The following is a 26914-nucleotide window of genomic DNA, read 5'->3' on the forward strand; positions in this document are numbered from 1 at the left end:
ACGGAATCGGAGTGGAGGCGATCGTGCCGGCACCGACCAGCGCCAACTCTCGCCTGCGCGAGACGATCAGCGCCGCCGGGTGCACGTACGACGCGCTCGCCAAGGACGTACGCCGTATCGCGGCCGAGAACGGCGAACTGCTCCAGACCAACAAGTCGGCCATCTCCCACTGGGTGGGCGGTGCCCGCACGCCGTCCGGCAGGGCTGGCCAGTACCTCGCCGAAGCTCTCTCCCGGCGGCTTGGCCGCGTCGTCACCCGAACCGAGCTCGGTCTTCACTCGCCCGACGCTGAGCCGCCACCGGACACCGACCCCGTCACCGCGGTCACCGATCTCGGCCGCGCGGATGTCGAACGCCGCAACTTCCTCGCCATCGCCGCCTTCACCACGGCCGGCGTGGCCATGCCGCTCCAGCACGACCACGAGGCCACCTCGCGGATGCTCCGCGCCCGCACCGCCCGCTCCCTCGTCGGCAGCGACGACATCGACGTCGTACGGCAGATTACGGCGGCCTTCAGTGCCGCCGACGAACGGCTCGGCGGCGGGCACGGCCTGACCACGGTCACCGCGTACCTCGCTGACACGGCAGCCCCAATACTGCGCGGCCGCTTCCCCTCGGAACTCTTACGCCAGGCTGCCTTCGGCGCCGTCGCCGAACTCGCCTACCTCGCAGGGTGGAAGCACCACGACCTCGGACACGAAGGCGTCGCCCAGCGCTACTACCAGGTCGGCTACCAACTCGCCTGCGAAGCCGACCCCCACGGCCACGCCGCATGGATGATGCGCGCCCTCGCCCACCAGTCCCTCAGCCTCAAGCAACCCCACCACTGCGTGGACCTCATTGAAGGAGCCCTCGCCCGCGGCCTCGGCCACGTCGACGGACAGACGGAAGCACTCCTCCACATCACGCACGCCCGCGCCTACGCAGCCGTCGGCGAGAACCCACTGGCCGCCCGCGCTCTCCTCGCCGCCGAAGACGCACTCCTGCGCGAGGACGCTCCCCAGCCCAGCTTCTCCCACGTCAGCGGCCCGGCAGCCGGCACCGTGTCCAGCCACACCGCCCGTACGCTGACCGACCTCGCTGACCACATCGGTACGGAACAGCAACACCGTGACGCGCTCACCCGCTGGGACCCGGAGAAGTACAAGCGAGTCCACGCCCTCACCCACGCCGACCTCGGCGACAGCCTCGCCGCCCAAGCCCGCGCCGACGAAGCGGTCGCCGCCTGGACCCAGGCCCTGCTCCTCATGGAGGGCATGACCTCCGACCGCACCCGCAAGGCGATCACCTCGATCCGCTCCACGCTCGCGATCTACCAGCGTCGCCGCGTCCCTGGAGCCGCAGATCTCGCCCGCCGAGCCCGCGAGGCCCTCGCCTAACATGCCCAACAACCCGCCCGACGAAGGGAACCCCGTGGCCCAGCAGACCGACAACCGCACCCCAGCCTTCAAGCCGGCGCTCGACTCGATGACGCTGCTGGTCGCGGCCGTCATCGTCCACGACAAGGCGACCAACCGCGTCGTGCTCCTCCAGCGCAGCGAGAACGCCAAGTTCGCCCAGGGCCAGTGGGACCTCCCCGTCGGCAAGAGCGAACCGGGCGAGCCCATCACCGAAACCGCGGTCCGCGAGCTTTACGAGGAGACCGGCCTCACCGTGAAGCCCGAGTCCCTCAAGGTCGCCCACATCATCCACGGCGCCTGGGGCGTTGAGTCCCCCAATGGCTTCCTCACGGTCGTCTTCGCCGCTGAGGAATGGACCGGCGAACCCGAGAACCGCGAACCGCGCAAGCACTCCCAGGTCCGCTGGGTCGACGCCGAGGCCATCCCCGAGAACTTTGTGGACACGACTTCGAGCGCTCTCCTGCGGTATCTCGGTGGCGGGCCAGAGGTCTCACTTGATGGCTGGGGATAGGAGCGCGCGCCACCTCTGCCAGGTATCGAGCGCCTACAAGCACGGCCCAACTTCCCTGCTGAACAATGAGATCCGGCACGGATGTCAGTGCACTGCGTCAGTATGTCCCCATGAGCATTGACTGGGAGCGCGCAGCCGAGATTCAGCGGCTGGTGGTTGGCGGTGCACTCCTGGCCGCGATCGTGGTGTCGATCTACCGCGCCCTCGCGTGGGTCGCCCGCCGAATCCAGCCGCTGCAGGTGCGCTGGGCGGCCTGGAACGCCAGAGTTGCGGAAAGGGACCTGGCGCCAACAGTTGAGGCCCTCCAGCATCTTGGCCTCGCGGACCTGCCAATTCAATCGTTCCGGGAGGCAGGTCAGAAGATAGCCGGAAGCGTCAAGCTGCGCTACTGGCTGCTGACCTTCTCGATTGGTCTCGGTGCAGGGGACCTCCTGATGGCAGTGATCAAAACGATCGAGACACGGCAGGTTCAGCCGAGCCTTCAACCATCCGCGCTTGTTCTCGCTGCTGTCACCCTGCCTCTTCTGATGTGGGCAGCTCGGCGCAACAAAGCCATAGCGGGCTACAGATTGATGCTCTCGATCATGGCTGCCATCGAGGCTTGTGATGCCGTGGCACGCTCAGAAACGGGCGACAGGCCCCAGGCGCTCCGGCATCTTGACGACACGTGCTCCACAGTTCGGCGTTCACTTCTGCGTGTACACCGGATCACGAACAGCGTCGGCCGCGGGTCTCCAAGGCAGCGGAACGCAAAGAACCACGCCACGCTCGTTGTGGCCAAGCTTCAGCTGGCCGAGGCGCAGGTCGACGCCAAGGGCGATGGAGCGCTCCGCACCCTGGCCGCACTTCTGGCGAAGATCGGGAGCACCTTCGCTGCAGGAAGGGTCACCACGCTCCTTCCCGAGCAGAGCCTGCGCGGCACCACCCCAGTGACCAATCGGGAGGGGCTTCGGCTGGTGGCTGTAGTCGTCACCGCCGCCGGCGCACTGTGTCTTGGGGTGCTGTTGGGGCTTCCAGCGGGTGTCGATGTCGTGCTGGCTGGTACTGCTGCCGTGCTGGCCTCAGTGGTGGCGTACGGGCCCCGGGCTGCAGTCGCCAAGACAAGCGAAATCATGAGCATCCTGCGGCAGTAGTGACCTCGCCCCAGTCCTGGGCATCCGCCCCACCAGAGCCGGCTTGCCCCACCCTGCTTACAACCGGGCAGTCCGCACACAGTCCGCAGGACACCCGATCAGGACCGTCGCGCCCCAACGCCAGCCATCACCAAAAGGCCAGGTCAGCGCCCCACAGGGAAGATCCCCGCAGGTCACCGATCCGGCCCGTTACTAGGAGACCAAGAAGGCTTGATCCGGGCCAGGGCCGCTCGAACCCGCACACGCGTGCCCCGGCGCCCACCCGACCGCACCCGCCTCCCGATCCGTCGGGGGGCGGGTGCGGTGTTTCGGCGGTCCGGCGGTCCGGCGTTCTGGCGGGCTGGGGGCTCTCGCGTCACGGCAGCAGGTGGCGGTAGCTCTCCGGGTGGGTGTCCAGGTAGGCGGCGAGGCTCATGGCGGGGTGGCCGGTGAGGGTGGGGACGGCGTCGGAGACGGGGGACAGGGCGCCCGCGGCGATCGCCTCGTACGAGGTGACCCAGCCGGCCACCTCCCAGTCCTCGGCCCCGAAGTCGGCGCGGGAGACGTACGCCTCCTCGCGGGTCTCGGGGTGGTAGCGGACCGGGCGGCCGGTGCGTCGGGTCAGTTCCTCGGCGGCCTCGGCGAGGGTGAACGCCTCCGGGCCGGTGAGGTCGTACGTGGCGTCGTCGTGGGCGGTGGTCGCGTCGAGCAGGACCGCGGCGGCGGCGTCGGCGATGTCCTCGTGGGCGACGGCCGAGACCCGGCCGTCGCCGGCCGGTCCGCGCAGCACCCCGTCCGTCCCGGTCATCGCGGGGATACCGCCGAGGTACCAGCCGTCGCGCAGGAAGGTGTGCCGTACGTCGGCCGTGCGCAGGTGCGCCTCGGTGTGCCAGTGGTCGCGGGCGAAGGTGAAGACGGCGTCCGGGGCCGCGCCGAGGAACGACACGTAGACGACGCGCTCCACCCCGGCGGCCACCGCCGCGTCCACGGCGGTGGTGTGCTCGCGTACCCGGTCGGGGCTCTCGTGGGCGGAGACCAGGAAAAGGGTGTGGGCACCGTCCAGGGCGCGGCGCATCGCCTCGCCGTCGCCGTAGGGGGCGGCCGGTGCGTGGGTGGCGCCCGGCAGGTCGGGCAGCCGCGACGGGTCGCGGCCGAGCAGCCGTACCGGGGCGCCCGCGGCGGTGAGCCGGCGGGCGACCCGGCCGCCGACGGCCCCGGACGCACCGGTGACGGCGATCAGCGGGCCGTCCGCCGGCACCCCGCGCGAGGCGCTCACCGGTTCACCCCGTCCGCCGGGCGCCACGGCCGCACCTCCACGACCGCGTCCACCGGCAACGGCCCGTACACGTGCGGGAACTCCTCCCCGCCGGGCGCCATCGCCTCGTAGCGGACCGGTACGTCCAGCCGGTCGGGGTCCACCACCAGCACGACGAGGTCCGCGTCCTCGGTGCCGTACAGCATCCGGGCCACGCCGGGCAGTTGGTGCGGCAGCGAGCAGTGGATGAAGCCCTCCTCCTGGAGGGTGCGGCCCCGGGTGGAACCCTCGTACGCGCCCGCGTCGCGGGCCGCCTCCCACCGGGCGGCCTCCGTGAGATGCAGCAGTTCGCTCATCCGGCCACGCTAGCGGCCGGCCCCGCGTCCCGCCCGCCGCAGCCCTCCCTCCGGCCCCGCACCCCGCCCGCCTTCTCTCACCCGCTGCCCCAGCCGGCCCCGGGTCCCGCCCGCATGTGCCCGCATCGCCCCGCTGCCACCCCCCGCCCGTCGGCCCCCGCGCCCCGCCCGCTTCAGCCGGCCAGCAGCCTTGCCTCCACCGCCGGGTCCAGGCCGACGCCCGGCCGGTCCGGCCGGTGCGGGGCCGCGCCGCCGAGAGTGCGCAGCCACGCCCAGGTGTCCTCCACCGTCTCGGCCGCCGGGCGGCACCGCAGCCCCGCCGCGTGCGCTTTGGAGGTGTCGCCCCGGTGCAGGGTGTCGTGCGTCTGGCTGCCGACCGGCAGCCAGACCGGCAGGTCGGTCCACGGCTCGACCCCGGCCGCGAGGATCGTCTCCGGGTCCGTCCAGCGCAGCTCGGCGTCCGACCCCGTGGCCCGCACGCAGGCGTCCAGCAGTTCCCCCATGGTGGTGTGTCCGGGGCGGCTGACGGTGTCGTACGGGCCGTGCAGCCCCGCCGCCCCGGCGTCCAGGACGAACGCGGCGAGGTCGCGGGCGTCCACGTACTGGAGCGGGTTGTCCCGCGGGCCCGGCGCGAGGACCGGACCGCCGCGCGCGATCCGGTTCAGCCACCAGGGCAGCCGGCCTATGTTCTCGTGCGGGCCGAGGATCAGCCCCGCCCGCGCCAGCAGCGCCCGGTCGCCGAACGCGTCCACCGCCGCCAGTTCGCCGCCGAGTTTCGCCTCCGCGTACGGCGCCTCGCCCGTGGCGTCCGGCGAGGCGCCTGCCACCACCGGCCCGTCCTCGGTCAGCCCGGCCGGCGCCGGATACGCGTACACCGAACGGCTGGAGACGTACGTGTAGTGGCCCGCGCGGCCGGTCAGCGCACGGGCGCCGTCGCGCACGGCGGCCGGGGCGCCGCTCCAGGTGTCCACCACGAGGTCCCACTCGCCGCCGGACAGTGCGCCGAGGCCGCCGGCGCCCGGGGTCCGGTCGCCCAGCAGCGCCTTCGCCCCCGGCGGCGGCGCGTGGTGGCCCCGGTGGAAGACCGTGACCTCCCACCCGCGCTCCAGCGCCTCGGCCGTCACGGCCCTGCCGACGAACTCCGTACCGCCCAGCACCAAAAGCCTCATGGGCCGAGGCTGCCCGGCCGGGTGCGGGAGGTGAACCCGGAATCGCTGTGGGCGTATCCGGAGGCGGTGGCTCCCGTCGCCGTTCGCGGTGGACGGTGTGCGGGTGAGTGGGGCGGCCCGCCGGAAGGGCAGTCGCGCGGGCGGACGCATGGCACGGACCTGGGACGCAAGGCGCTTCAAGGTTTCTTCAAGCTCTGGCCAAGGCTTCTCGTCCACTCGGCGGGCATCCCTCAGCCGAACGGGAAACGCCCATTCGACGACGGGGGAACCATGTCCATCGCACCCCGGCCCTCGGGCCGCACATCCGGAAGCCCTGGCCCGGCGGCCCACACCCGGGCGGCGTCCACGAGCCCGCTCCGGCTCCTTCCAGCAGCACCCGACGAGCAGCGTGACCCCCGGCAGTGGGCCACGCTGCCCGACTGCCGGAAGATCCTCATGGTCGTGCACACCGAGGTCTACGGGCAGCGGCTGCGCGAACTGCTGCCGCTGCTCACCGACGACGTGCGGCTCCAGGTCGCCTTCACCCTCGCACCGCACGCGTTCAACGGCGGTGCTCTGCGGTCGATGCCCGGCCTCGCCGACTCCGCCGTCCCGTGGGAGGCGGCGGTCCGCTCGGAGTTCGACCTGGCGATCGCCGCGGGTTCTCAAGGGATGCACCGTCTGCGTGCGCCGCTCGTCCGGCTGCCGCACGGCATCGGCCACATGAAGCTCTCCCGGACCCTCGAGACGCCGCCCGGCGAACCCCGTGCGGTCGGCGGGCTCGGCCGGAACTACCTGATGCGTGACGGTGAGGTGATCCCCAAGGCGCTCGCCCTCGCGCACCGGGACGACCTGGAGACGCTCAGGACGACGTGCCCGCAGGCGCTGCCCGTCGCGGAGGTCGTCGGGGACGCCGATCACGACCGGATCGTGGCGAGCATGCCGCGGCGGGCTCGCTACCGGGAGGCGCTGGGGCTCCGGCCGGGGCAGAAACTCGTGGTGGCGGCGTCCACCTGGGGACTCGGTTCCTCCATCAACCGGCTCGACGCGCTGCTGCCGAGGCTGCTGGCCGAACTCCCCCCGCAGGAGTACCGGGTGGCGGTCATGATGCATCCCAACGTGTGGTCCGGCCACGGGGTCTGGCAGGTCCACGCGTGGCTGGAGACGTTCCGGCGGCGCGGGCTGGTGGTGGTGCCCCCGGAGGCGGACTGGCGCAGTCTGCTCGTCGCGGCGGACGTCGTGCTGGGCGACGCCGGCTCCAGCACGCTGTACGCGACCCTGACCGACGCGGTGATCCTGATGGCCCGCTTTCCCGAGGCGGACGTCGACCCGCGCTCCCCGGGCGCGGAGCTGGCGCGAACGGCTCCGGTCCTCTCACCGGCCCACCCCCTGCCCGACCAGCTCGCCCATGCGGCGGCGGAGTACCCGGCGGCGGAGTACGCGCGGATCGCGGCGCGCATCTCCTCCGAGCCGGGGCGGTTCAACCAGCGGATGCGGAGCCTGTTGTACCGGTTGCTGGGGCTCGGGCAGCCCTCCTTCCCCCCGGTGACCAGGGCGCTGCCGCTGCCCGCGCCGCTGGAGGGGCCGCGCGGCGCTCACCCGGGCCCGGAGGAGGTGTCCGCGTGAGCGCGGAACGCTCAGCCCCGTGGGGCACGGGAGCCCTGCTCGTCGGCCTGGACGGCCTGTCGTCCGGGCGCCTGCGGAGTCTCGCGGACATCCTCGTCGCCGAGGTTCCGCGGTCCCACGGGCCGGCCGTCGTGCTCACCCTGCGCACGCTGGCCGACCACCCCGGCTGCCTGCTGGTGGCGGTCCGGTGCGAGGACGGCGGCTGTCTCGTCGCCCTGCGGGAGCGGGACGGCCGGACGCTCGTCCATCACGGGCCGGGGCGCGTGGCACGCCTCGGCGGACTCGTGCTCCTCGCCGAGGCGCTGTACCGGTGCCACGTCTCGACGACACCGTACGGGCGGACGGCGGCACGCCCGCGGCCGTGCGCCCCCGACGAACGATGCCCTCCTCACGCGGCGTGACCGCGCTCGCGGGCCGACCGGTGGACGCGTGTCAGCCGTGCGACCGTGCCAGCCGGTCGGCCAGCCGCCCTGCGTCCGAGGGGCTGATGGGTGCGTAGAGGGCCAGGGAGCGGCTGTACCGCTCCCTGGCCACCTCGGCCCGCCCGCTCTCCTGAGCGGTCTCGCCGAGCATCTCCAGGACCCTGGCCTGCCAGTTCACCGAGCCCGTCTCCTCGAACTCGGCCAGGGCCCGGTGCAGTTCGTCCTCACCCAGGGCGGTGTCACCCGCCTTGGCGTGTGCCTGTCCGAGATGGGCCAGCGCACGGGCCGCGTCGTACGGGTCCCGTACCGCCAGCAGCCCCTCGCGGGCACGGGTCAGCAGGTCCACGGCGTCCGGCGCCCGCCCCGACGCCAGTGCCACGTCGCCCAGGCAGAGCAGGGTCAGCGCCACGCCGCGGTCGTGTCCCAGGGCCTGCCGCATCTCCAGAGCCCGGGTGAAGAGCTCCTCGGCCTCCCGGAGCCGGCCGGCGAGGCGGTGGGACTGTCCGGCCCCGTGCAACGCCTGGGACTCCGCCAGCGGGTCGCCGTCCTGACGGGCGTTCTCACCGGCCAGGGCGAACCACTTGCCGGCTTCCTCGTGGCGACCCGCGTTGCGCAGTCCGGCCCCACCGGAGGTGAGCATTCTGCTCTCGCCACGCCGGTCACCGCTCCGGCGCGCGGCGGCCAAGCCGCGTTCGTGCGCCTCGATCCAGAGGGTGTAGGGGCGTAACCGTAAGAAAAGGGGCCACATCGCGTCGGCGAGCTGCCACACCAGGTCGTCCCATCCCTGGGCCTCGGCGTCGCGCAGTGTGGCCGTCAGCTGGTCCTGCTCCGCGGCGAGCCAGTTCAGGGCGGTCACCGCCGTCGCGAAGGGCGGCAACTGCTCGGGAACGTACAGGTAGTCGCGCGGGAGACTGCGGTGGCTCGGAGCGAGCAGGGCCTCCGCGGCCGTCGTCGCGGCCAGGTAGAAGTCGGCCGCCCGGCGGACGACGACCCGCCGCTCCTCGGCGCCGTCCTCGTGGACGGCGAGCCCCGCCGCGTGCGCGCGGATCAGGTCGTGGAAGCGGAAGCGGTCGAGCCCGGCGACGCCGTCCGGTCCCAGGTCCTCCAGCAGGTGTACTTCCGCCAGTGAATCCAGCAGTCTGTCGGTCTTCTCGTCGTCCAGTCCGCAGGCGGCGGCGACCACCGGCGCGCTGAACACCGCCACCGGGAGGATGCCCAACTGCCGGTACCCCCGGGCGTGCGGGGGACTCAGCAGCCGGTACGAGGCGTCCAGCGCCGCCCGCACGGCGTGTTCCCCCGCGATCTCCAGCGTGTCCAGCGGGCTCGAACCGCCCCGTCCGAGTGCCGTGGCGGTCGCGGATACGGGCTGACGCGGGCGCACCGCGATCCTGCCGGCCGCCACGCAGACCGCGAGGGGAAGCCCGGCGCAGAGGGCCGCCACCTCCCGGGTGGCCTCCGGCTCGCGGCCGACCCGGTCGGCACCGATGCGCCGGCTCAGCAGCTCCACGGCCTCGTCCGGACCCAGCACGTCCAGCGACTGGAAGCTGGCGCCGTCGACCGCCAGGCCGGAGAGCCGCAGACGACTGGTGACGGCGACGAGGCTGCCCGTACCGGAAGGCAGCAGCGGGCGCACCTGGGCGGCGGTCAGAGCGTTGTCCAGCATGACGACGACGCGCAGTCCCGCCGTACGCGTCCTCCAGAGTGCGGCGAGCTCGCCCAGTCCCTCGGGGAGGCCCGTATGGCCCAGGGCGCGGAGGAACTGGGTGAGCACCTCGGCCGGTGCGGCCGGTTCGGAGGCTTCGGCGTACCCCCGCAGATCGGCGTAGAACTGGCCGTCGGGGTACTGGGGGATCAGACCGCGCAGCCAGTGCGAAGCCAGCGCTGTCTTGCCCACCCCGGCGGGACCGCTGATGACGGCGAGTGCCGTCCCCGGTGCGCGGTGCTCCGCGAGGAGGCCGAGTGCACGGAGTTCGGGTACGCGGCCGATGAAGTCCGCGGGGCCGGGGAGGAGTTGCCGGACGGCGGCCGGCGCGGCGGCGGGGGCGGCCGCCGGGGTGGTGTGGAAGTGGACGCCTCCCTGGATCTCGTGGCTCTGGATCACCGGCCCCGCGACGGAGGCCGCGGTATCGAGCCGGTTTCCGGAGGCGTTCTGACCGCCGCCCTGCCAGCGGCTCGTGTTCCGGCGGCCGGGTTCGCCACCCTCCGTGCGTGATTCCACGTGTGCCGCCTTCCCCCGTGCGCTTGCACGTCCGACGACCAAGAGATCCTTCGGCACGTGGTGTTCCCTTAGTGGTGCTTCTTCAACCACGTGCCATCGAGCGTGATCGATTAAGACAATATTTTCGATCAACTCACAACTGCTTTGACCGAACTTGGCGTTGTGGCATTCTTCTGCTGAGAACTTTGATATAGGCCCCGACGTCCCGGATTACCGGCACGTCGCGGAGATACCGGATGCCCGCGCCACCGCCGACCGGCACGGACACGCCACGCACGCAGCCTTCTGGCCGAAAAGCGACAACCCGTGATGGGGGGCGTTGGTGGCATTCGAGATCCGCATCCTGGGATCCGTCGAATTGATGGTGAACGGTTCCGCCGGACCGCACGGCACGCCGAAACAGATGGCTCTGCTGGCCGCCCTGGCCGTCGACGCCGGCCGTCCGGTCTCGAAGGACGCCCTCATCCACCGGCTCTGGGACGACGACCCTCCCGGTAAACCCGGTGCCGGCCTGCACGCGTACATCACGAAGGTGCGCGGACTGTTGGCCGGGGACGCCGAGGGCCGTCCGGTCATTTCCCAGAGCGGCCACGCCTACACGCTCGTCATGGACCCGGACGACGTGGACTGGCACCGCTTCCAGAGGCTCGGCGCCGAGGCGCTGACGCGTGCGGACGAGGGCGACGACGAGGGGGCGCTGTCGCTGCTGCGTGAGGCGGACGGCCTGTGGCGCGGTGAACCCCTGGAGGGCATGGGCGGTCTGTGGGCCCAGGGGATCCGGAGGAGTCTGACGGGCAAGCGCCTGGCGGTGACACTGACGAGAGTCGCCGTCGAACTGCGGCGCGGACGCTACGCCGAGCTCGTGCCGGACCTGTCGGCACTCCTCGACACGCATCCCACGGACGAGACGCTGGCGGGCCATCTCATGGTCGCCGACTACGGCTGCGGCCGCATGGCCGAGGCGCTGCGCGTGTACGAGACGGTACGACGCCGGCTGAGCGAGGAGTTCGGTACGGAGCCCGGCGAGGCGCTCAGCACCCTCCACGGCCGGATTCTGAACAGGGTGCCGGTGGCGGAGCTGTTTCCGGGCGGTGGTCCGGCACTCTGTGACGCCCCGTACACGCTGCCCTCGCACGGCGAACTCGTCGGTCGGCAGGCCGAACTCGCCGTTCTGCGCGCCCGGCCCAGAACGGGTGCGGTGTTCTCGTTCCAGGCGGTCAGCGGGATGGGCGGAGTGGGCAAGACCCTGCTGGCCCTCCATACGGCGGCCGTCCTCGCCCCGCAGTACCCGGACGGTCAGATCTACCTGGACCTGGGGGCGCATGCGCCGGGGGCGGGTCCGCTCACTCCCGAGATCGCGCTCGGGCGGTTGCTGCGTGACTTCGGAGTGCCCGCCGAGACGTTACCGCGTGACCTGGAAGGGAGAACCGCGCTCTGGCGGACGCTGCTGAGGACGAAGCGCGCCGTCATCGTGCTCGATGACGCCGCCGAGGCGGCTCAGGTGGCCCCGCTGCTGCCCGGCAGTTCACCCTCGCTCGTCATCATCACCAGTCGTCGTCGGATCGCCGGGCTGCCGGGCGTCCGCCCGCTGTTCCTCGACGAGTTGCCGGCTGCCGATGCGAGGACGCTCTTCCGGCAGCTGATCGGACCGGAACGCGTGGGGAGCGAGTCGGCTGTGGCAGAAATCGTACAGTTGTGCGGCAATTTGCCGCTGGCCGTGGAGATCGCGGCGGGGCGCTTGAACTCCCGGCCTTCCTGGACCACCTCCCACCTGCTCGAAAAGCTTTCGCGCGAGCACGGAAGACTGGGCGAGATCAGGGACGGTTACCGAGAGGTGACAGGCGTTTTCATGATGTCGTACAAGACGCTTCCCGATGACCAGAAGAGGGCTTTCCGGCTGATGGCGCTGCATCCCGGCAGCGATTTCACGCTCTATTCAGCCGCCGCCCTGACAGGCTTGAGCCTGCATGATACGGAGCGGTCGATCGAAGCACTGCTCGACGGGAATCTGCTGAAGGAGCCGTCTCCGGAGCGTTATCGGTTCCACGACCTCCTCGGCCGTTTCGCACGCGAGTTGGACGAGCATACCGAAGGGCGGAGTGAGCGGCACGAGGCAATGCGACGCGTGATCGAGTTCTCTGTGCATGCCTGCGAAAAGGCGGACGTGGTGGTCTCACCCCGCCGCCCGCGCGTGCACTTCACGGGGCCTCCGCACGGCGTGCAGTTGCCCGACTGGCGGGACGCGGGGGAGGCCAGGCGCTGGCTCGGGAGTGAACGGTCCGCCCTTGTGGCTGTGGAGCGTGCGGCTAGGGCGCAGGGGCTGCCCGAGGCCGCCGCCCGACTGGCCCACGCCATGGGCGAGTTGCTGGACGAGGAGGGTCTGTGGAGCGACGCGCGCCGGATGCATGCCGCCGCCGCGCGTCACTGGAAGCGGGTGGGGGAGCCGAGAGCCGAGATCCTCGCCCTGATCGACCACGGGGCGGCGCTGTCGCGGGCGAGTCGCTACGAGGCCGCTCTCGCTGCCTGCCGCGCGGCCATCGACGCTGCCGAGGAGCTGGGCGACACCGCGGCGAACGCGGAGGCGAGGCATCGGCTGGGGGTGGTGCTGTGGAACCTCGGACGGCTCGACGAAGCCCGCGTTCTCCAGCGGGAAACGCTGAGGCTCCGTCTACTGGAGGGGGACATTCTGCAAATTGCGCGCGCAAAGAATAATCTTGGAATCACTTATATCTACTTGGGGAAGTATGCCGAGGCGGGCCAATTGATCCGCGAGGCGCTCAACGGATTTCGTGCGGTGGGGGATGCCAAGGAGGAGCTCCGGGCGCTGATGAACTTGGGAGATCTGTTCTCCCGTAAAGGTGATCGCGTGACGTCCCGTGCTTTCCTCGAAGAAGCGCTGGGAAGTCCGCACGCCGGCTCCAGTCCATTGGTCTGGGCGACCGGGCAGGTGAACCTCGCGAATGCTCTGGAGATCCCGGCGGAAGCGGAGGACGCCCTCACTCTTTACCGCGAGGCGTACCGCACCTTCACGCGACTGGGAGACCGCCGCAATGCGGCTGAGACGCTCCACCGTCTTGGGGTCGTCTTCGCGGAGCTCGGTGACGACGAACAGGCCGTCGCCTATCAGATGAGGTCGCTGGCGCTGGCCAGCGAGGTGGGGGCGGAGTCCGAGCGGGTGGTCGCTCTTCGCGGCATGGGTGCTGCGGAAGGGCGCCTGGGGAGGCGGGACGCCGCCGTCCGGCACCTCGGAGAGGCTGGTGCGCTGGCGCGCAGAATCGGGGCGGCGGGTGAGGTCTCCCGGGTGGAGAGTGAGCTCGCCGTTCTCCTGCGCGGCGGGCGCGGGCAGCGGTCCGTCTGAGGAATCCGGATTTATCAACTCCGCCTCCACTGAAGGGTTTGCACAAGGGATCAGTGTCGGCGATGATCTAGGTGGTCGCCCACCGGTGCGACAGAACTCTTCAGTAAGTGGAGCCCCTCATGTGTCCGCCCGTTTCGTGGCATGTTCCATTGGCATATGCCTCAGTCATCCTTGCGATGTTCATTTGCCTTCCCTCGACGTTCAGCGTCGCCCGTCAGCTGCAGCAGCAAAGCGGGACTGACTCTCGCGTAGCGGTGATATCCGACGGGGGAGCGCCGGCCGGCGTGGCATCGGCCGCGCTCTGAGCGACAGGTGCGCACGGCAGAGCCTCGCACCGGACGTCGGTGCGAGGCTCTGGTGCGGAAGGCGGACGACGAGGGTCCTCGTTCAGGCCATCTCCAGCGGGAACGCCCCCCGGTGGCCGGTGCCGGCGCCCGCGTCGGGGCGCTCCTCGAACTCGTCGCAGTGCCACAGCTCCTGGACGAAACCGGTACGCCGGTCCCATATGTCGCGCAGGTCCTCCTCGCCCGCCGCGTCCCGGTAGGCGTCCTTCGCGCCGCGGAAGCAGGCGAGGCCGCCGGAGAAGCCGCGCACCGGGGCCGGGAAGTAGTCGGAGAAGGCGCACGCGATGCAGGTACGCAGCCGGACGCCCGACGGCAGCAGCCTTTGTATGGCCGCCAGCGCCGCCGCGAAGTCCCGTTCCGCGCGCTGGGATTCGTAGACCGCCCCGTCCAGGTGCAGCGCGAGGTGCAGGTCCGGGTCGGCGCGGCGCAGGGACAGCAGGCAGCTCAGGGTGGTGCGTCGCTCCGTGCCGTCCACGACGACGGGGAGCTGGAGGTCCCATTCGAGGACGCAGTCGGTGAGGACGCCGTCGGCGGTGGTCGGGGCCCCGGCTTCCGGGGGTCCGCCGCCGAGGGGCGTGCCGGGGGTGGGGCGGAGGGCGTCGAAGCTCTCGCCCGTGAACTCGGTCCCCCGGATGCGGAGGCGCAGTCGGCGCCCGTCCGTGCTGAGGGTGACCGCCACCGAACCGTCCCGGTCCCGGTACCAGCCTGCCCACGACTCGTCTGTCATGACCGGGACTGTAGCCCCTGCCTCCGACAGTTCCTCCGGCAGCCTCCCCGCTCGTGTGCCGGTCGTGTCAACGGTGCCACGCCGTCGTAGGCAGGTGAATTGACGGAAGGTCGGGACCGGTGGGTGAGGCCGGTGACCGGGTCCCGCTCACGCAGGCTCGCACCCTCGCGCTCCCGCCCTCTCGCGCGGCCCCCGGCGGCGCCTCAGCCCGCCAGGGCGGTCGGCGGTCCCGCCTCCTCCTCGCCGCCGTACAGTGCGCGCTCGACGCTCGCGTACGTCGCGCCGTGCTCGGCCAGCACGTCGGCGACGACGCCGGGGCGGGAGGTGAGAGCGAGCAGCAGGTGCTCGGCGCCTATGAACCGGTCGCCCCGGCCGAGCGCGACCCGCAGCGCGCTCTCCAGGACACCCTTGGCGCCCGCGGTGAAGGGACGGCGCGGCGACCACCAGCGGCGGGGCGGCCGTTCGCCCCCGAGGGCACCCTCGCCGTGCACGTCCTCGACCCGGGCGACGATCGCGTCCACGTCGATGCCGAGCCCGCCGAGCGCGGCGGTGTCGGCCCTGGTGAGCCCGCCCCGGCGACGGGCCTCGGCGAGTCCGGCCTCCAGTGACTCCCGCCGGTCGCGCACGCCGAGCGCCGTCAGCGCGAACGCCGCGCGCCCCTGCCCGGCCTCCAGCAGCGACAGCAACAGGTGTTCCTCCGACACGTGGTCCGCCCCGGACCGCTCGGAGACGGCCACGGCCCCGGTGACGGCGGACCGGGCCTCGCGGGTGAATCGCTCGAACATCAATGCCTCCCGTACTTCTTGTGCACGGCTTGACGGCTCACGCCCAGCTCGGCCGCGATCTCCTGCCACGACCAGCCCTTGGCGCGGGCGCTGCGTACCTGTACCGCTTCGAGCTGCTCCAGCAGCCGTCGCAGCGCGGCGACGGACCGCAACCCGACCCGGGGGTCGTGGTCACCGGCGCGCGCGGCGAGATCCGTTGCTTCGGTCATGGTGTCAATGTAGGTTGACACCGGTCCCGTGTCAATCAAAGTTGACACGAAACCGGCGTCGGAGACGGGAGAGCAGGGGGCGGCGATCAGGAGGCGGTCAGGACGATCTTGCCGAAGTGGTCCCCGGCGGCCATCCGCTCGAAGCCCTCGCGGGCCCGGTCCAGCGGCAGCACGGCGTCCACGACCGGGCGCACCCCCGTGTTCGCGCAGAACGCGAGCAGGTCCTCCAGCTCGTCCTTGGTCCCCATGGTCGAGCCGACGATCTTCAGCTCCAGGAAGAAGACGCGGGTCAGTTCGGCGTGCGAGGGACGATCGCCGCTGGTGGCGCCGGAGATGACCAGGGTGCCGCCGGGCCGCAGCGACTTCACCGAGTGCGACCAGGTGGCGGCGCCGACCGTCTCGATGACGGCGTCCACCCGCCGCGGCAGCCGGGCGCCGGGCTCGAACGCCTCGGTGGCGCCCAGTTCCACCGCTCGGCGGCGCTTGGCGCCGTCGCGGCTGGTCGCGTAGACGGTGAGGCCGGCGGCGCGGGCGAGCACGATCGCCGCCGTGGCGACACCGCCGCCCGCGCCCTGCACCAGCACCGAATCGCCGGGCCGGACACCGGCGTTGGTGAACAGCATCCGGTAGGCCGTGAGCCAGGCGGTCGGCAGGCAGGCGGCCTCCTCGAAGGAGAGTTCCTTCGGCTTCGGCAGCACGTTCCAGGAGGGCACGGTGACCTGCTCGGCGAAGGTGCCCTGGTAACGCTCGGTCAGGATGGAGCGCGGCTCCTTCGGGCCGACGCCGTGGCCGCTCTGCCCGATGACGGAGTGGACGACGACTTCGTTGCCCTCCTCGTCGATCCCGGCGGCGTCGCAGCCGAGGATCATCGGAAGCTTGTCCTCGGCGAGGCCGACCCCGCGCAGGGACCAGAGGTCGTGGTGGTTGAGGGAGGCGGCCCGGACCCGGACCGTGGTCCAGCCGGGGCGCGCGACGGGAGCCGGGCGGTCGCCCAGCTCCAGGCCTTCGAGGGGGTTCTCGGGATCGATGCGGGCTGCGTAGGCGGCGAACATGAGCCGACACTAGGCCGGGGCCGCGCCCGGACGGAACCGCCGACCGGTGTGACGCGCACCGCCCGGCCGGCCCTCGTCCGCCGTGCCGGCCCACCTGTCCGGTACGGGGCTCCGCGCGGAACCCCGTACCCGGGCGGGGGTTGGTCAGGAGGCGTCGGCCGGGCCGGTCTCCGCGCGCAGCAGGGTCTCGATCCGGGCGGCGGCGGTGGCGAGGTGGCGGTGGGCCTCGGCCAGCCGCTCCTCGTCCACGCCCCGGTCGCGCGCCGCGTCGCGGATCTCGTCGCGGAAGCGGTCCAGCAGCCGGTCGAGGTCCCGTGCCGGGTCGCCGGTGCGGGGCACGTCGTGCGCCCAGTCCTCGGCGGGCCCGGCGGCCGTCCCGGAGTCGCCGGCCTTCGTGAAGGGGTCCGTCCCGGCGGCGGTCTCCTTCTCCGGCCGCTCCGCTCCCGCGGGCCAGGTGCCGGTGGCGGCGAAACCGCCCAGCCGGCCGGTGAGGTCGGCCAGCGACTCGCGCACCCCGGCGGGCCAGTCGGCGCGGGTGAAGTAGTCCTGCACCTGGCGGGCCGCGTCCCGCATCTGTGCGCGGGCCTTCTCGTCCGCGGCGCGTGCCTGCTCACGGGCGCGCGTCGCGTCCTCGCGGGCGCGCCGGGCCTCCTCGGCGGACTTCCGGGCCTGCTCCTTCCACTGGCTCTTCGCCTTGCGCAGCTCCTCCTTGGCGGTGCGCCAGGCGTCCTTCTCGCTGAGGTCCCCGAGGCTGCCGAGCTTGTCGCCGACGCCGCCGAGGTCCCGCAGGTCGCCGAGGAAGGACTCCCAGTCGCCCTGGGAACGCCCGGTGTCCTGCCGGGCGTTCTGCCGGGACGCCGACGCGGCGGCGCGCAGGTCGCTGCGGAGCCGGCCGGCCGCGCCGCGCACGTCGTCGCGGATCTCGGCGGCCAGTTCGGAGACGGACTCGCGGATCTCCTGTTCGAGGTCGGCCAGCTCGCCCGCGCGGCCCGCCAATTCGGCGCGGCCCGCCTCGGTGAGGGAGTAGACCTTGCGGCCGCCCTCGGTCGCGTGGGTGACCAGCCCTTCGGCCTCCAGCTTGGCGAGCCTCGGGTACACGGTGCCGGCGGAAGGCGCGTAGAGCCCCTGGAAGCGCTCCTCCAGCAGCCGGATCACCTCGTACCCGTGGCGCGGGGCCTCGTCCAGCAGCTTCAGCAGGTAGAGGCGCAGTCGGCCGTGGGCGAATACGGGGGGCATGTCAGAGCACCTTTCCGGTCGGCTCGTGGTCGTGCGTGGCGTCCTCGGACGGCGGGCGGCGCAGCAGGGCGATGGAGCCGGACACCGTCGTGGCCCGCAGTGTCCCCGTCCCGGCGCCCAGTCTGCCGGTCAGCTTCTTGGCTCCCCACGGGCCGGAGACCCGGAGGCCGTCGAAGCCGTGGCTGAGTTCGCCGCTCGCGGTGTTCGCCTCGACGACGGCGTCCGCAGGGTGCGGCAGGCGGACCGCGATCTCGCCGGACACCGTGGCGAGCCGGACGTCGGCGGGCGTGCGCGCGTCGAGGTCCAGCACCAGGTCGCCGCTGACGGACTCCGCGCGCACCGAGGGGCCGGCCCCCTCGACGACCGTCAGGTCGCCGGAGACGGACTGGAAGCGGAGGTCGCCGGTGACGGCCTGTGCCTCCAGGTTCCCGGAGACGGACTCGCCGCGCACGGTGCCGGACAGCCCGGCCAGCGCGGTGTCGCCGGTCACCCCGCGCACCTCCGTGCGGCCGCGGACGCCGGAGACGAAGGCCGCCGCCCCGACCACCCCGACCTCCACGGAGGCGTCGGCGGGGACGGCCACGGTGACGGTCGCGCTGCGGGCCTTCGACCTCCGGTCCAGCCACTGAAGGAAGTTCTTCCAGGGCAGGTCCTGGTAGGCCACGGTCAGCACCCCGTCCTCCAGGGTCACCACGAGCGGCGGGCCGTCGAGGGCGGAGACCTCCAGGCGCGTGGCCGGCCCTTCGGCGCCGACGACGTTCACCGAGCCGTTGACGATCCGCACCCGGAGTGCCGTCACCGGTGAACCGAACGCGAGCTTCCGCGGCTCGGTGACGGTCCATGTGGACACAGGCATGGATGTGACCTCCCGGAGGGTGCCGTGACGCAACATATCGCGTCTCTTGGAGAACACGATATATCGCGGATGGGGGAAGTCAAGGAGAGGCGGGTCCGGCGGTACGGGACGAAACGGGTCATCGAGGGATGAATGGCCTAGCCTGTCAGCCATGAACGCGACAGTCGTAGGGGCGGTCCTGCTCTGCCGGGCCGAGCCCGGAACGGTACGCCCGGTGGCCCGGCTGCTGCGGGAGCGGATGCTGCTCGTCCCCGCGGGCCGGGACTGGAGCGCCCTGGTGCCGGAGGGGACGCCCTGGCACGACCCGGCCGGGGAGCCCGCCCCGCCGCAGGCGGAGCCCGCCGAACCCGTCGACCGGGTGGTGACCGGCTGGGCCACCGCACTGGCGGTCGGCTCGTCCTGGCCCGTGGTGGCGCTCTGGTGGGACGGCGACCGGGCCGGCTGCACCCTCGCCGCCGGTTTCCGCAGACCGGTGTCGTACGTGTGGCTCGCCGACGGCACCCCGGCCGGCGAGGACGACGCGCTCACCGCGCTCGCCGCCCGGCTCGGCCTCGACCCGGTGCTGGACGTGCAGGCACTGGAGAAGCTGGCCCGGCCCGATCCGCAGGCGGACGCCGTGGCCCGGCTGCGCGGCCTGCTCGCGGTGCTCGCCCGCACGGGCTTCACCCCGCCGGACGGGCTGGAACCCGGTGCGCCGGCCGCCCGGCTCCGCGACGCGACCCGGACGCCGGCCGGCTCCGAGCACGTCACCGGGGCCGGCTGGCGCGAAGCCGTGCGGGAGGACCCCGGCGGGGTCGTGGAGGCCACCAGGCTCGGCCCCTGGATGGTCGGGCCCCGGGCCCGCGCGGTCGCCACCGCGCAGGTGGCGCTCGGCGCGCCCCTCACCGTCTGGGGCGCGGCCCGCCGCAGCGGCGGCTGGACCACGGCCGGAGCGGTGCTGCTGGCACAGGGCGTGATCGGGCTCGGCTACAACCGCTACCGGGCGGGAACGGCGCCCCGCTGAGCGCCGGGGCCCGTCAGCGCCGGGTCACTCGTCGTCGTCCTCGTCGTCCAGCCGGGCCAGCCAGGTCGCCAGCCGCTCCACGGGCACCTCGAAATCCGGGTTCAGGTCGACGAAGGTGCGGAGCTGTTCGGCCAGCCACTCGAAGGTGACCTCCTCCTCGCCGCGCCGCTTCTCCAGCTCCTCGATGCCACGGTCGGTGAAATACAAGACGTGCTCCAGTGGGGGTACGGGTGGGTGCGGGTGGCCGCGGTGACGGTCCCAGGGTAGGAGAGACGACCGGGGCCCGGCCCCGCGAGTGATCGCGGGACCGGGCCCCGGTCGGGGTGCGGCGGCCGGCTGGACCGGCCTGCTCCGGGGCCGTCAGGCCTCGAAGACCTCCGCGACGAGCTGGGCCTGCTCGGCCTGGTGGCGCTTGGCGGAGCCCACCGCGGGGGAGGAGCCGTGCGGCCGCGAGATGCGGCGCAGACGCTCACCGTGCGGGATGTCGGCGCCGACCGCCAGGTCCAGGTGGTCGATCAGGTTGAGCGCGATGAACGGCCACGCACCCTGGTTCGCCGGCTCTTCCTGCGCCCACAGGTACTTCTCGGCGTTCGGGTACTTGGCGATCTCGGCCTGGAGCTCCGCGCCCGGCAGCGGGTACAGGCGCTCCAGCCGGATGATCGCGGTCTCCGTGTCGCCGCGCTTCTGCCGCTCGGCGTCCAGGTCGTAGTACAGCTTGCCCGCGCAGAAGACGACCTTGCGGACGTTCTCCGGGGTGACCGAGGCGTCGCCGATGACCGGGCGGAAGCCGCCGGTGGTGAACTCCTCCACCGAGGACGACGCCGCCTTGAGGCGGAGCATCGACTTCGGGGTGAAGACGATCAGCGGCTTGTGGTGCGGGTTGTGCACCTGCCACCGCAGGAGGTGGAAGTAGTTCGACGGCAGGGTCGGCATGGCGACCGTCATGTTGTCCTGCGCGCACATCTGGAGGAAGCGCTCCGGGCGGGCGGACGAGTGGTCCGGGCCCTGGCCCTCGTAGCCGTGCGGGAGCAGGAGCGTGACGCCGGAGGTCTGGCCCCACTTCTGCTCGGCGGAGGAGATGAACTCGTCCACGACGGTCTGGGCGCCGTTGACGAAGTCGCCGAACTGCGCCTCCCAGACCACCAGGGACTCCGGGCGGGCCAGCGAGTAGCCGTATTCGAAGCCCATCGCCGCGTACTCGCTGAGCAGCGAGTCGTAGACGTTGTAGCGGGCCTGGTCCTCGGTGAGGTAGAGCAGCGGGGTGTAGTCCTCGCCGGTCACCTGGTCCACCAGGACCGCGTGGCGCTGGCCGAACGTGCCGCGGCGGGTGTCCTGGCCGGCGAGCCGGACCGGGGTGCCCTCCATCAGCAGCGAACCGATGGCGAGGGTCTCGCCCATGCCCCAGTCGATGGTGCCGTTCTCCACCGAGGCGGCGCGGCGCTGCATCTGCGGCATGAGCCGCGGGTGCACCGTGATGCGCTCGGGGATGTTGACCTGCGACTCGGCGATCCGCTTGACGACCTCCGTGGAGACCGCGGTCTCCACGGCGACCGGGAAGGCGGCCTGCGGCTCGGGGACGTGCGGGGACGAGGACTGCGAGGTGGCCTCGCGGACCTCCGCGAAGACCTTCTCCAGCTGGCCCTGGAAGTCCTGGAGCGCCTGCTCCGCCTCTTCCAGGGTGATGTCGCCGCGACCGATGAGGGACTCGGTGTAGAGCTTGCGCACCGAGCGCTTCTTGTCGATCAGGGTGTACATCTGCGGGTTGGTGAACTCCGGGTTGTCGCCCTCGTTGTGACCGCGGCGGCGGTAGCAGATGAGGTCGATCACGACGTCCTTGTTGAACGCCTGGCGGAACTCGAAGGCCAGCCGGGCGACCCGGACGACGGCCTCGGGGTCGTCGCCGTTCACGTGGATGATCGGCGCCTCGATCATGCGCGCCACGTCGGTGGCGTACATCGAGGAGCGCGAGGACTCCGGGGCGGCGGTGAAGCCGACCTGGTTGTTGATCACCACGTGCACGGTGCCGCCGGTGCGGTAGCCGCGCAGCTGCGACATGTTGAGCGTCTCGGCGACGACGCCCTGGCCCGCGAAGGCCGCGTCGCCGTGGAGGGCGACGGGCAGGACGGTGAAGTCCGTGCCGCCCTTGTTGATGATGTCCTGCTTGGCGCGGGCGATGCCCTCCAGGACCGGGTCGACCGCCTCCAGGTGCGAGGGGTTCGCGGCGAGCGAGACCTTGATCTGCTCGCCGTCCAGACCGGTGAAGGTGCCCTCGGCGCCCAGGTGGTACTTGACGTCGCCGGAGCCGTGCATCGAGCGCGGGTCGAGGTTGCCCTCGAACTCGCGGAAGATCTGGGCGTACGACTTGCCGACGATGTTCGCCAGCACGTTCAGCCGGCCGCGGTGGGCCATGCCGATGACGACCTCGTCGAGGCGGGCCTCGGCGGCGGAGTCGATGACCGCGTCGAGCAGCGGGATGACGGACTCGCCGCCCTCCAGCGAGAACCGCTTCTGGCCGACGTACTTGGTCTGCAGGAACGTCTCGAACGCCTCGGCGGCGTTGAGCCGGCGCAGGATGCGCAGCTGCTCCTCGCGCTCGGGCTGCGAGCGCGGACGCTCCACCCGGTCCTGGAGCCACTGGCGCTGCTTCGGGTCCTGGATGTGCATGAACTCGATGCCGGTGGTGCGGCAGTACGACTCGCGCAGCACGCCGAGGATGTCGCGCAGCTTCATCATCGACTTGCCGGCGAACCCGCCGACCGCGAAGTCCCGCTCCAGGTCCCACAGGGTGAGGCCGTGCTGGGTGATGTCGAGGTCGGGGTGCTTGCGCTGGCGGTACTCCAGCGGGTCGGTGTCGGCCATGACGTGGCCCCGGACCCGGTAGGAGTGGATCAGCTCGAAGACCCGCGCGGCCTTGGTGACGTCGTCGTCGTGCGAGGCGTCGATGTCCTTGAGCCAGCGGACCGGCTCGTAGGGGATGCGCAGCGCCTTGAAGATCTCGTCGTAGAACTCGTTCTCGCCGAGCAGGAGCTGGCTCAGGATCCGGAGGAACTCGCCGGAGGCGGCGCCCTGGATGACCCGGTGGTCGTACGTCGAGGTCAGCGTCATGACCTTCGAGATGCCGAGCTTGTTCAGGGTGTCCTGCGAGGTGCCCTGGAACTCCGCCGGGTAGTCCATCGCGCCGACGCCCACGATGAGGCCCTGTCCGGGCATCAGGCGCGGCACCGAGTGGACGGTGCCGATGCCGCCGGGGTTGGTCAGCGAGGCGGTGACGCCGGTGAAGTCGTCCATGCCCAGCTTGCCGATGCGGGCGCGGCGGACGATGTCCTCGTAGGCCTGCCAGAACTCGAAGAAGTTGAGCGTCTCGGCCTTCTTGATGGCCGCGACGACGAGCTGGCGGTCGCCGTTCGGCTTGACCAGGTCGATGGCCAGGCCGAGGTTGACGTGCTCCGGCTTGACCAGGGTCGGCTTGCCGTCCTTCTCCGCGAAGGAGTGGTTCATCGACGGCATGGCCTTGAGGGCCTGCACCATCGCGTACCCGATGAGGTGCGTGAAGGAGATCTTCCCGCCGCGGGCGCGCTTGAGGTGGTTGTTGATGACGATGCGGTTGTCGAAGAGCAGCTTCACCGGGACGGCGCGCACGGAGGTGGCCGTGGGCAGTTCCAGCGAGGCGTTCATGTTCTTCGCGACGGCGGCCGAGGGGCCGCGCAGCGTCACGTACTCGGGGCCGTCCTTGGCCTCGGTCGCCGGGGCGGCCTTGGCGGCGGGCTTCGCCGGGGCGGCGGCCTTGGCCGGGGCGGCGGCGGGGGCCGGAGCGGCCTTCGCCGGGGCGGCGGCCGGGGCGGGCGCGGCCTTGGCAGGGGCGCTCTGTGCGGGAGCGGCCTGCGCGGCGGCGGGCTGGGCGGCGGGGGAGGCGGCAGCGGCCGGAGCCGGAGTCACCGCAGCCCCCGAGGCTGCGGGATCGGGCTTGTCCGCCGCGCCGGACGTGCCCGGCTTGTAGTCGGCGAAGAAGTCCCACCAGGCACGGTCGACCGCATTGGGATCCTGGAGGTACTGCTGGTAGATCTCGTCGACGAGCCATTCGTTGGCTCCGAAAGCCGCGGCCGGGTTCCCACCCGGGCCGGCTTGGTCGGTCGAGACGCTTGAGTTACTGGGGGACTGAGACGACACGGCGGCAACCGCCCTCTTCCGCTTCACAAGGTGATGGACAGCGGGAATCAAGGCTACGCCCCCCGAACCGTTCCTTGCAGGCCGGGCCGGACTTCGTCGTGCACATCACATCCGAAGGCGGGTTTCGGCGCGCGAAATGGCGGGAAACAAGCGGGGTTCCGCTGTCGTTCGCGTACGTGGGACCGCGCGAGCGGCCCCGGCGACCGTATCCCGTTGCACGTGCCAGCAAGATCACGGCCGTCTTGTTCGAACCCTACGTCAATCCCGGTACGGAGCCGCCCCCGGAAGGGTGACCTGTATGCGGCAGCCGCGAACAGATTCGGCCACGCCGATCCGGCCGCCGTGCATGTCCACCGCCCAGCGCGCGATGGCCAGGCCCAGCCCGGTGCCGCCGTCGCTGCCGGGGCCGTGCGGGGAGGGGGCCTGCCCCCGGTTGAACCGCTCGAACACCCGGTGCCGCTCGGCCTCCGGGATGCCCGGACCCTCGTCGACGACCTCCAGCTCCAGCGACTCCGGCAGCGGCCCCGGCCGGGCCAGCACGGTGACCCGGCCGTGCGGCGGGCTGTGCTTGACCGCGTTGTCGATGAGGTTGGCCACCACCTGGTGCAGCCGCTCCGCGTCCGCGTACGCCGTCATCTCGGCCGGCCGCACGTCCAGGTGGAGATGGACGTCGGTGCGCGCGTGGTTGCCGGAACCGGACGACAGCGTGCGGTGCTGCGCCGCCAGGTTCGCCTCCTTCAGCACGCCCGCGAGATACGGCCACACCTCGAAGCGGCGCGCCTTCAGCGGGACGACACCGTTGTCCAGACGCGACAGGTCGAGCAGCGTCTCCACGAGCCGCCCCAGCCGCTCGGTCTGCTTGAGCGCGGTGCGCATCGTCTCGGGATCCGCGCTCGACACCCCGTCCACCACGTTCTCCAGCACGGCTCTCAGCGCCGCGATGGGGGTCCGCAGCTCGTGCGAGACGTTGGCGACCAGCTCCTTGCGGTGCCGGTCGACCGCCTCCAGGTCGTCCGCCATGCGGTTGATCGTCTGGGCCAGGTCGCCGAGTTCGTCCCGCCGGCCCGCACCGCTGACGCGCCGCGTGTAGTCACCGTGCGAGATGGATCTCGCCACCGCCCGCATCTCGTCCAGCGGCGCGGTCAGGCCGTGCGCCACGAACTGTGTGATCAGCAGCGTCGCGATCACGGAGAACACCGTGATGAAACGGAACTCCGTACGGGTCCGCAGGGCGACGATCAGCAGCCCCGTGGTGATGAACACGGAGATGACGACGAGCGCGCCCAGCTTGGCCTTGATCGAGAAGGGGCGCAGCCGGGACCCTGGCGGGCTCATGGCGCCGGGGTCTCCAGCGCGTAGCCGACCCCGTGCACGGTGCGGATCCGCTCCGCGCCGATCTTCCGGCGGAGCGCCTTGATGTGGCTGTCGACGGTACGGGTGCCGGACGCGTCGGCCCAGTCCCACACCTCCGCCAGCAACTGCTCCCGCGAGAGCACCGCGCGCGGGGTGTTGGCCAGGCACACCAGCAGGTCGAACTCGGTCGGCGTCAGGTGGACGTCGTCCGTCCGCACCCGGACCCGGCGCTGCGCGTGGTCGATCTCCAGCTCGCCGAGGCGCAGGATCCCGCTGCGCGGGGTCACCGCGGCCAGCGCGGCCCGCTCGACCCGGCGCAGCAGCACGTGCACCCGGGCCGCCAGCTCCCGCATGGAGAACGGCTTGGTCATGTAGTCGTCCGCGCCGACGCCGAGACCGACCAGCATGTCCGTCTCGTCGTCGCGCGCGGTGAGCATCAGCACCGGCACCGGACGCTGGGCCTGCACACGGCGGCAGACCTCCAGCCCGTCGAAGCCGGGAAGCATGATGTCGAGCACCATCAGGTCGGGCTGCCACGCCTCGGCCGCGTCCACGGCCGCGGGTCCGTCCGGCGCGGTCTGCACGAGGAAGCCCTCGGCCCGCAGCCGGGCGGCGATGGCGTCGACGATCGTGACGTCGTCCTCGACGACCAGGACCCGGCGCTGAGCCCCGGGGGTCGCCGCCGCGCCGTTGTGCGTGGTGTGTGTCTGTTCCATCGCCCCGCCCCTGCCCGTTCCGCCCGAGGTCATTCCCCGGCAGTACGGTCTTCGCTCGTCGATTGCGTACGTGATCCGATTGCCGCTCAGCAGCGTAGAGGCAGCGGGCGGTTCCCGGCTACGCAGGGTGTTGCCCCTTCCTTCGGGGCCGGCTGGTACCGGAGGATCGCAACGCCCGGCAATGTACCGATTGCTCCGGACCCGCCGGGCCGGGCGGGCGTGGTCACCCGTCCCGAAGTGCGAGATGAACCACGTCGGGGGCGCCTCGGGCAACCGTGACCTCTTCGGTCCGTACGCCGTTGAATCCGGCATTCCGTAGCGCCTGCTCGAAAGGTTCGGACGGCTGTGCGGACCAGACGGCGAGCACGCCGCCCTGCGTCAGCCGGTCCCGGCAGGCGGCGAGCCCCGCGGGGGAGTACAGCCCGCCGTTGTCCTCGGTGACCGTCCAGTCCGGGCCGTTGTCGATGTCCAGACACAGGGCGTCGTAACGCTCCGTGCCGGTACGCAGGTGGTGGACGAGATCCGTCCGCACCAGCTCCGTCCGCGGGTCCGCCAGCGCCCCCGCGGTGAGCGCGGCGAGCGGGCCCCCCAGGTGCCAGTCGACGATCGCCTGCTCCCGTTCCACGACCACGATCCGGCCCCAGCGCGGCTCGTCGGCGGCGTGCGTGAGCGAGAAGCCGACGCCGAGCCCGCCGATGAGCACGCTGGGACCGGTGCGCCGGGCCGGCAGCGCGGCGAGCGCCGCGTCCACCAGCAGCCGTTCGGACCGTCCGTCCGAGGTGTCCATCAGGAAGCACCCGTTGGCGATGATCTCGAAGTCGTCCCCGCGCCGGCGCAGCACCACCTCGCCGAACGGACCCTCGCGGCGGTCGAGGGTGACGGGGGCTTCGGGGGCGTCGGCGGCGGCGGGCGTGACGGGGGCGGAAGGGGCGCTGGACACGCGAAGGGTCTCCCTGCTCTCCGGTGGTGTGCGGTCGGTGTCCCCTTTATCTATACGCGGACACCGGGCGGCCGCACAGGCGTTATCAGGGAGACGGACCGGTACGGGTGGGCGGAACGC

22 protein-coding genes are annotated in these 26914 nt (G+C 72.0%); 7 read left to right on the forward strand and 15 right to left on the reverse strand.

Annotated elements, in window-relative coordinates:
• The first annotated feature begins 23 nt into the window (after positions 1 to 23).
• From Q0994_RS03515 to Q0994_RS03525, 3 genes are all read left to right on the forward strand, one after another.
• Complete coding sequence (locus Q0994_RS03515; RefSeq protein ID WP_299528902.1) at positions 24 to 1379, forward strand: tetratricopeptide repeat protein; 1356 nt, start codon at positions 24 to 26, stop codon at positions 1377 to 1379.
• Position 1380: 1 nt separating this feature from the next.
• The gene (locus tag Q0994_RS03520) at positions 1381 to 1911 is read left to right on the forward strand and encodes an NUDIX domain-containing protein (protein WP_299528904.1); all 531 of its coding nucleotides are present in this window, start codon (positions 1381 to 1383) and stop codon (positions 1909 to 1911) included.
• A gap of 110 nt (positions 1912 to 2021) precedes the next feature.
• Positions 2022 to 3044 carry a hypothetical protein gene (locus Q0994_RS03525; RefSeq protein WP_299528906.1) on the forward strand — a complete coding sequence of 341 codons (1023 nt, stop codon included), beginning with the start codon at positions 2022 to 2024 and terminating at the stop codon, positions 3042 to 3044.
• Positions 3045 to 3399: 355 nt separating this feature from the next.
• On the opposite strand, the gene Q0994_RS03530 is transcribed toward Q0994_RS03525, so the two are convergent.
• The 3 genes from Q0994_RS03530 to Q0994_RS03540 form a co-directional block, all read right to left on the reverse strand.
• A complete protein-coding gene (locus tag Q0994_RS03530; protein WP_299528908.1) occupies positions 3400 to 4299 on the reverse strand; it encodes an NAD(P)H-binding protein in 900 nt (299 codons plus the stop codon).
• On the reverse strand, positions 4296 to 4634 hold the full coding sequence (locus tag Q0994_RS03535) for a DUF952 domain-containing protein (protein ID WP_299528911.1): 339 nt from the start codon (positions 4632 to 4634) through the stop codon (positions 4296 to 4298). The genes Q0994_RS03530 and Q0994_RS03535 overlap by 4 nt, the downstream gene beginning before the upstream one ends.
• Positions 4635 to 4807: 173 nt before the next feature.
• Positions 4808 to 5803: an NAD-dependent epimerase/dehydratase family protein gene (locus Q0994_RS03540; protein ID WP_299528914.1), complete on the reverse strand. Its 996-nt coding sequence runs from the start codon at positions 5801 to 5803 to the stop codon at positions 4808 to 4810.
• A 270-nt stretch (positions 5804 to 6073) separates the two neighbouring features.
• Between Q0994_RS03540 and Q0994_RS03545 the strand changes: the two genes are divergently transcribed.
• Together Q0994_RS03545 and Q0994_RS03550 are read left to right on the forward strand one after the other, a co-directional pair.
• On the forward strand, positions 6074 to 7408 hold the full coding sequence (locus Q0994_RS03545; protein ID WP_299528917.1) for a hypothetical protein: 1335 nt from the start codon (positions 6074 to 6076) through the stop codon (positions 7406 to 7408).
• Positions 7405 to 7809 (forward strand): hypothetical protein, encoded by a 405-nt coding sequence (locus tag Q0994_RS03550; RefSeq protein ID WP_299528920.1) that lies wholly within the window; start codon positions 7405 to 7407, stop codon positions 7807 to 7809. Before Q0994_RS03545 ends, Q0994_RS03550 begins: the two co-directional genes overlap by 4 nt.
• 31 nt (positions 7810 to 7840) lie before the next feature.
• Here the strand turns inward: Q0994_RS03550 and Q0994_RS03555 are convergent, their stop codons facing one another.
• Positions 7841 to 10048, reverse strand: a complete 2208-nt coding sequence (locus tag Q0994_RS03555; RefSeq protein WP_299528923.1) for a tetratricopeptide repeat protein — start codon at positions 10046 to 10048, stop codon at positions 7841 to 7843.
• Between the two features lie 322 nt (positions 10049 to 10370).
• Here Q0994_RS03555 and Q0994_RS03560 point away from each other — a divergent pair, with 322 nt between their 5' ends.
• On the forward strand, positions 10371 to 13406 hold the full coding sequence (locus Q0994_RS03560) for a BTAD domain-containing putative transcriptional regulator (RefSeq protein WP_299528925.1): 3036 nt from the start codon (positions 10371 to 10373) through the stop codon (positions 13404 to 13406).
• Positions 13407 to 13793: 387 nt separating this feature from the next.
• On the opposite strand, the gene Q0994_RS03565 is transcribed toward Q0994_RS03560, so the two are convergent.
• The 6 genes from Q0994_RS03565 to Q0994_RS03590 form a co-directional block, all read right to left on the reverse strand.
• A complete protein-coding gene (locus Q0994_RS03565; protein ID WP_299528927.1) occupies positions 13794 to 14477 on the reverse strand; it encodes a DUF6304 family protein in 684 nt (227 codons plus the stop codon).
• Positions 14478 to 14680: 203 nt separating this feature from the next.
• Positions 14681 to 15262 carry a Clp protease N-terminal domain-containing protein gene (locus tag Q0994_RS03570; RefSeq protein WP_299528929.1) on the reverse strand — a complete coding sequence of 194 codons (582 nt, stop codon included), beginning with the start codon at positions 15260 to 15262 and terminating at the stop codon, positions 14681 to 14683.
• Entirely contained in the window at positions 15262 to 15471 is a 210-nt protein-coding gene (locus Q0994_RS03575) for a helix-turn-helix domain-containing protein (protein WP_299528931.1), read from the reverse strand. Before Q0994_RS03575 ends, Q0994_RS03570 begins: the two co-directional genes overlap by 1 nt.
• 86 nt (positions 15472 to 15557) lie before the next feature.
• Positions 15558 to 16523, reverse strand: a complete 966-nt coding sequence (locus tag Q0994_RS03580) for a zinc-binding dehydrogenase (RefSeq protein WP_299528933.1) — start codon at positions 16521 to 16523, stop codon at positions 15558 to 15560.
• Between the two features lie 144 nt (positions 16524 to 16667).
• Positions 16668 to 17759 (reverse strand): PadR family transcriptional regulator, encoded by a 1092-nt coding sequence (locus tag Q0994_RS03585; protein ID WP_299528935.1) that lies wholly within the window; start codon positions 17757 to 17759, stop codon positions 16668 to 16670.
• A 1-nt stretch (position 17760) separates the two neighbouring features.
• Positions 17761 to 18615 (reverse strand): DUF4097 family beta strand repeat-containing protein, encoded by an 855-nt coding sequence (locus Q0994_RS03590; RefSeq protein ID WP_299528937.1) that lies wholly within the window; start codon positions 18613 to 18615, stop codon positions 17761 to 17763.
• Between the two features lie 151 nt (positions 18616 to 18766).
• Here Q0994_RS03590 and Q0994_RS03595 point away from each other — a divergent pair, with 151 nt between their 5' ends.
• Complete coding sequence (locus Q0994_RS03595) at positions 18767 to 19618, forward strand: hypothetical protein (protein WP_299528939.1); 852 nt, start codon at positions 18767 to 18769, stop codon at positions 19616 to 19618.
• 24 nt (positions 19619 to 19642) lie between these two features.
• Here Q0994_RS03595 and Q0994_RS03600 read toward each other — a convergent pair whose 3' ends face one another.
• From Q0994_RS03600 to Q0994_RS03620, 5 genes are all read right to left on the reverse strand, one after another.
• A complete protein-coding gene (locus Q0994_RS03600; protein ID WP_019075209.1) occupies positions 19643 to 19825 on the reverse strand; it encodes a DUF6104 family protein in 183 nt (60 codons plus the stop codon).
• A 153-nt stretch (positions 19826 to 19978) separates the two neighbouring features.
• A complete protein-coding gene (locus Q0994_RS03605) occupies positions 19979 to 23785 on the reverse strand; it encodes a multifunctional oxoglutarate decarboxylase/oxoglutarate dehydrogenase thiamine pyrophosphate-binding subunit/dihydrolipoyllysine-residue succinyltransferase subunit (protein WP_299528947.1) in 3807 nt (1268 codons plus the stop codon).
• 258 nt (positions 23786 to 24043) lie between these two features.
• Positions 24044 to 25120, reverse strand: coding sequence for a HAMP domain-containing sensor histidine kinase (locus Q0994_RS03610; RefSeq protein ID WP_299528949.1), 1077 nt, complete (start codon positions 25118 to 25120; stop codon positions 24044 to 24046).
• Positions 25117 to 25854: a response regulator transcription factor gene (locus Q0994_RS03615; RefSeq protein ID WP_299528951.1), complete on the reverse strand. Its 738-nt coding sequence runs from the start codon at positions 25852 to 25854 to the stop codon at positions 25117 to 25119. Before Q0994_RS03615 ends, Q0994_RS03610 begins: the two co-directional genes overlap by 4 nt.
• 223 nt (positions 25855 to 26077) lie before the next feature.
• Positions 26078 to 26794, reverse strand: coding sequence for a spermidine synthase (locus Q0994_RS03620; RefSeq protein ID WP_299528953.1), 717 nt, complete (start codon positions 26792 to 26794; stop codon positions 26078 to 26080).
• Positions 26795 to 26914: the final 120 nt, after the last annotated feature.

Origin of the sequence: uncultured Streptomyces sp. (genome assembly GCF_947488945.1) — a bacterium.
In the GTDB taxonomy this organism is placed as follows: Bacteria; Actinomycetota; Actinomycetes; order Streptomycetales; family Streptomycetaceae; genus Streptomyces.

What these genes read in the sequence shown, in the direction of transcription:
- Q0994_RS03520 (WP_299528904.1), top strand. Translation starts at nt 1,381, where the DNA reads ATGCCCAACAACCCGCCCGACGAAGGGAACCCCGTGGCCCAGCAGACC.
- Q0994_RS03525 (WP_299528906.1), top strand. Translation starts at nt 2,022, where the DNA reads ATGAGCATTGACTGGGAGCGCGCAGCCGAGATTCAGCGGCTGGTGGTT.
- Q0994_RS03535 (WP_299528911.1), bottom strand. Translation starts at nt 4,634, where the DNA reads ATGAGCGAACTGCTGCATCTCACGGAGGCCGCCCGGTGGGAGGCGGCC.
- Q0994_RS03540 (WP_299528914.1), bottom strand. Translation starts at nt 5,803, where the DNA reads ATGAGGCTTTTGGTGCTGGGCGGTACGGAGTTCGTCGGCAGGGCCGTG.
- Q0994_RS03545 (WP_299528917.1), top strand. Translation starts at nt 6,074, where the DNA reads ATGTCCATCGCACCCCGGCCCTCGGGCCGCACATCCGGAAGCCCTGGC.
- Q0994_RS03565 (WP_299528927.1), bottom strand. Translation starts at nt 14,477, where the DNA reads ATGACAGACGAGTCGTGGGCAGGCTGGTACCGGGACCGGGACGGTTCG.
- Q0994_RS03570 (WP_299528929.1), bottom strand. Translation starts at nt 15,262, where the DNA reads ATGTTCGAGCGATTCACCCGCGAGGCCCGGTCCGCCGTCACCGGGGCC.
- Q0994_RS03575 (WP_299528931.1), bottom strand. Translation starts at nt 15,471, where the DNA reads ATGACCGAAGCAACGGATCTCGCCGCGCGCGCCGGTGACCACGACCCC.
- Q0994_RS03580 (WP_299528933.1), bottom strand. Translation starts at nt 16,523, where the DNA reads ATGTTCGCCGCCTACGCAGCCCGCATCGATCCCGAGAACCCCCTCGAA.
- Q0994_RS03585 (WP_299528935.1), bottom strand. Translation starts at nt 17,759, where the DNA reads ATGCCCCCCGTATTCGCCCACGGCCGACTGCGCCTCTACCTGCTGAAG.
- Q0994_RS03590 (WP_299528937.1), bottom strand. Translation starts at nt 18,615, where the DNA reads ATGCCTGTGTCCACATGGACCGTCACCGAGCCGCGGAAGCTCGCGTTC.
- Q0994_RS03595 (WP_299528939.1), top strand. Translation starts at nt 18,767, where the DNA reads ATGAACGCGACAGTCGTAGGGGCGGTCCTGCTCTGCCGGGCCGAGCCC.
- Q0994_RS03610 (WP_299528949.1), bottom strand. Translation starts at nt 25,120, where the DNA reads ATGAGCCCGCCAGGGTCCCGGCTGCGCCCCTTCTCGATCAAGGCCAAG.
- Q0994_RS03615 (WP_299528951.1), bottom strand. Translation starts at nt 25,854, where the DNA reads ATGGAACAGACACACACCACGCACAACGGCGCGGCGGCGACCCCCGGG.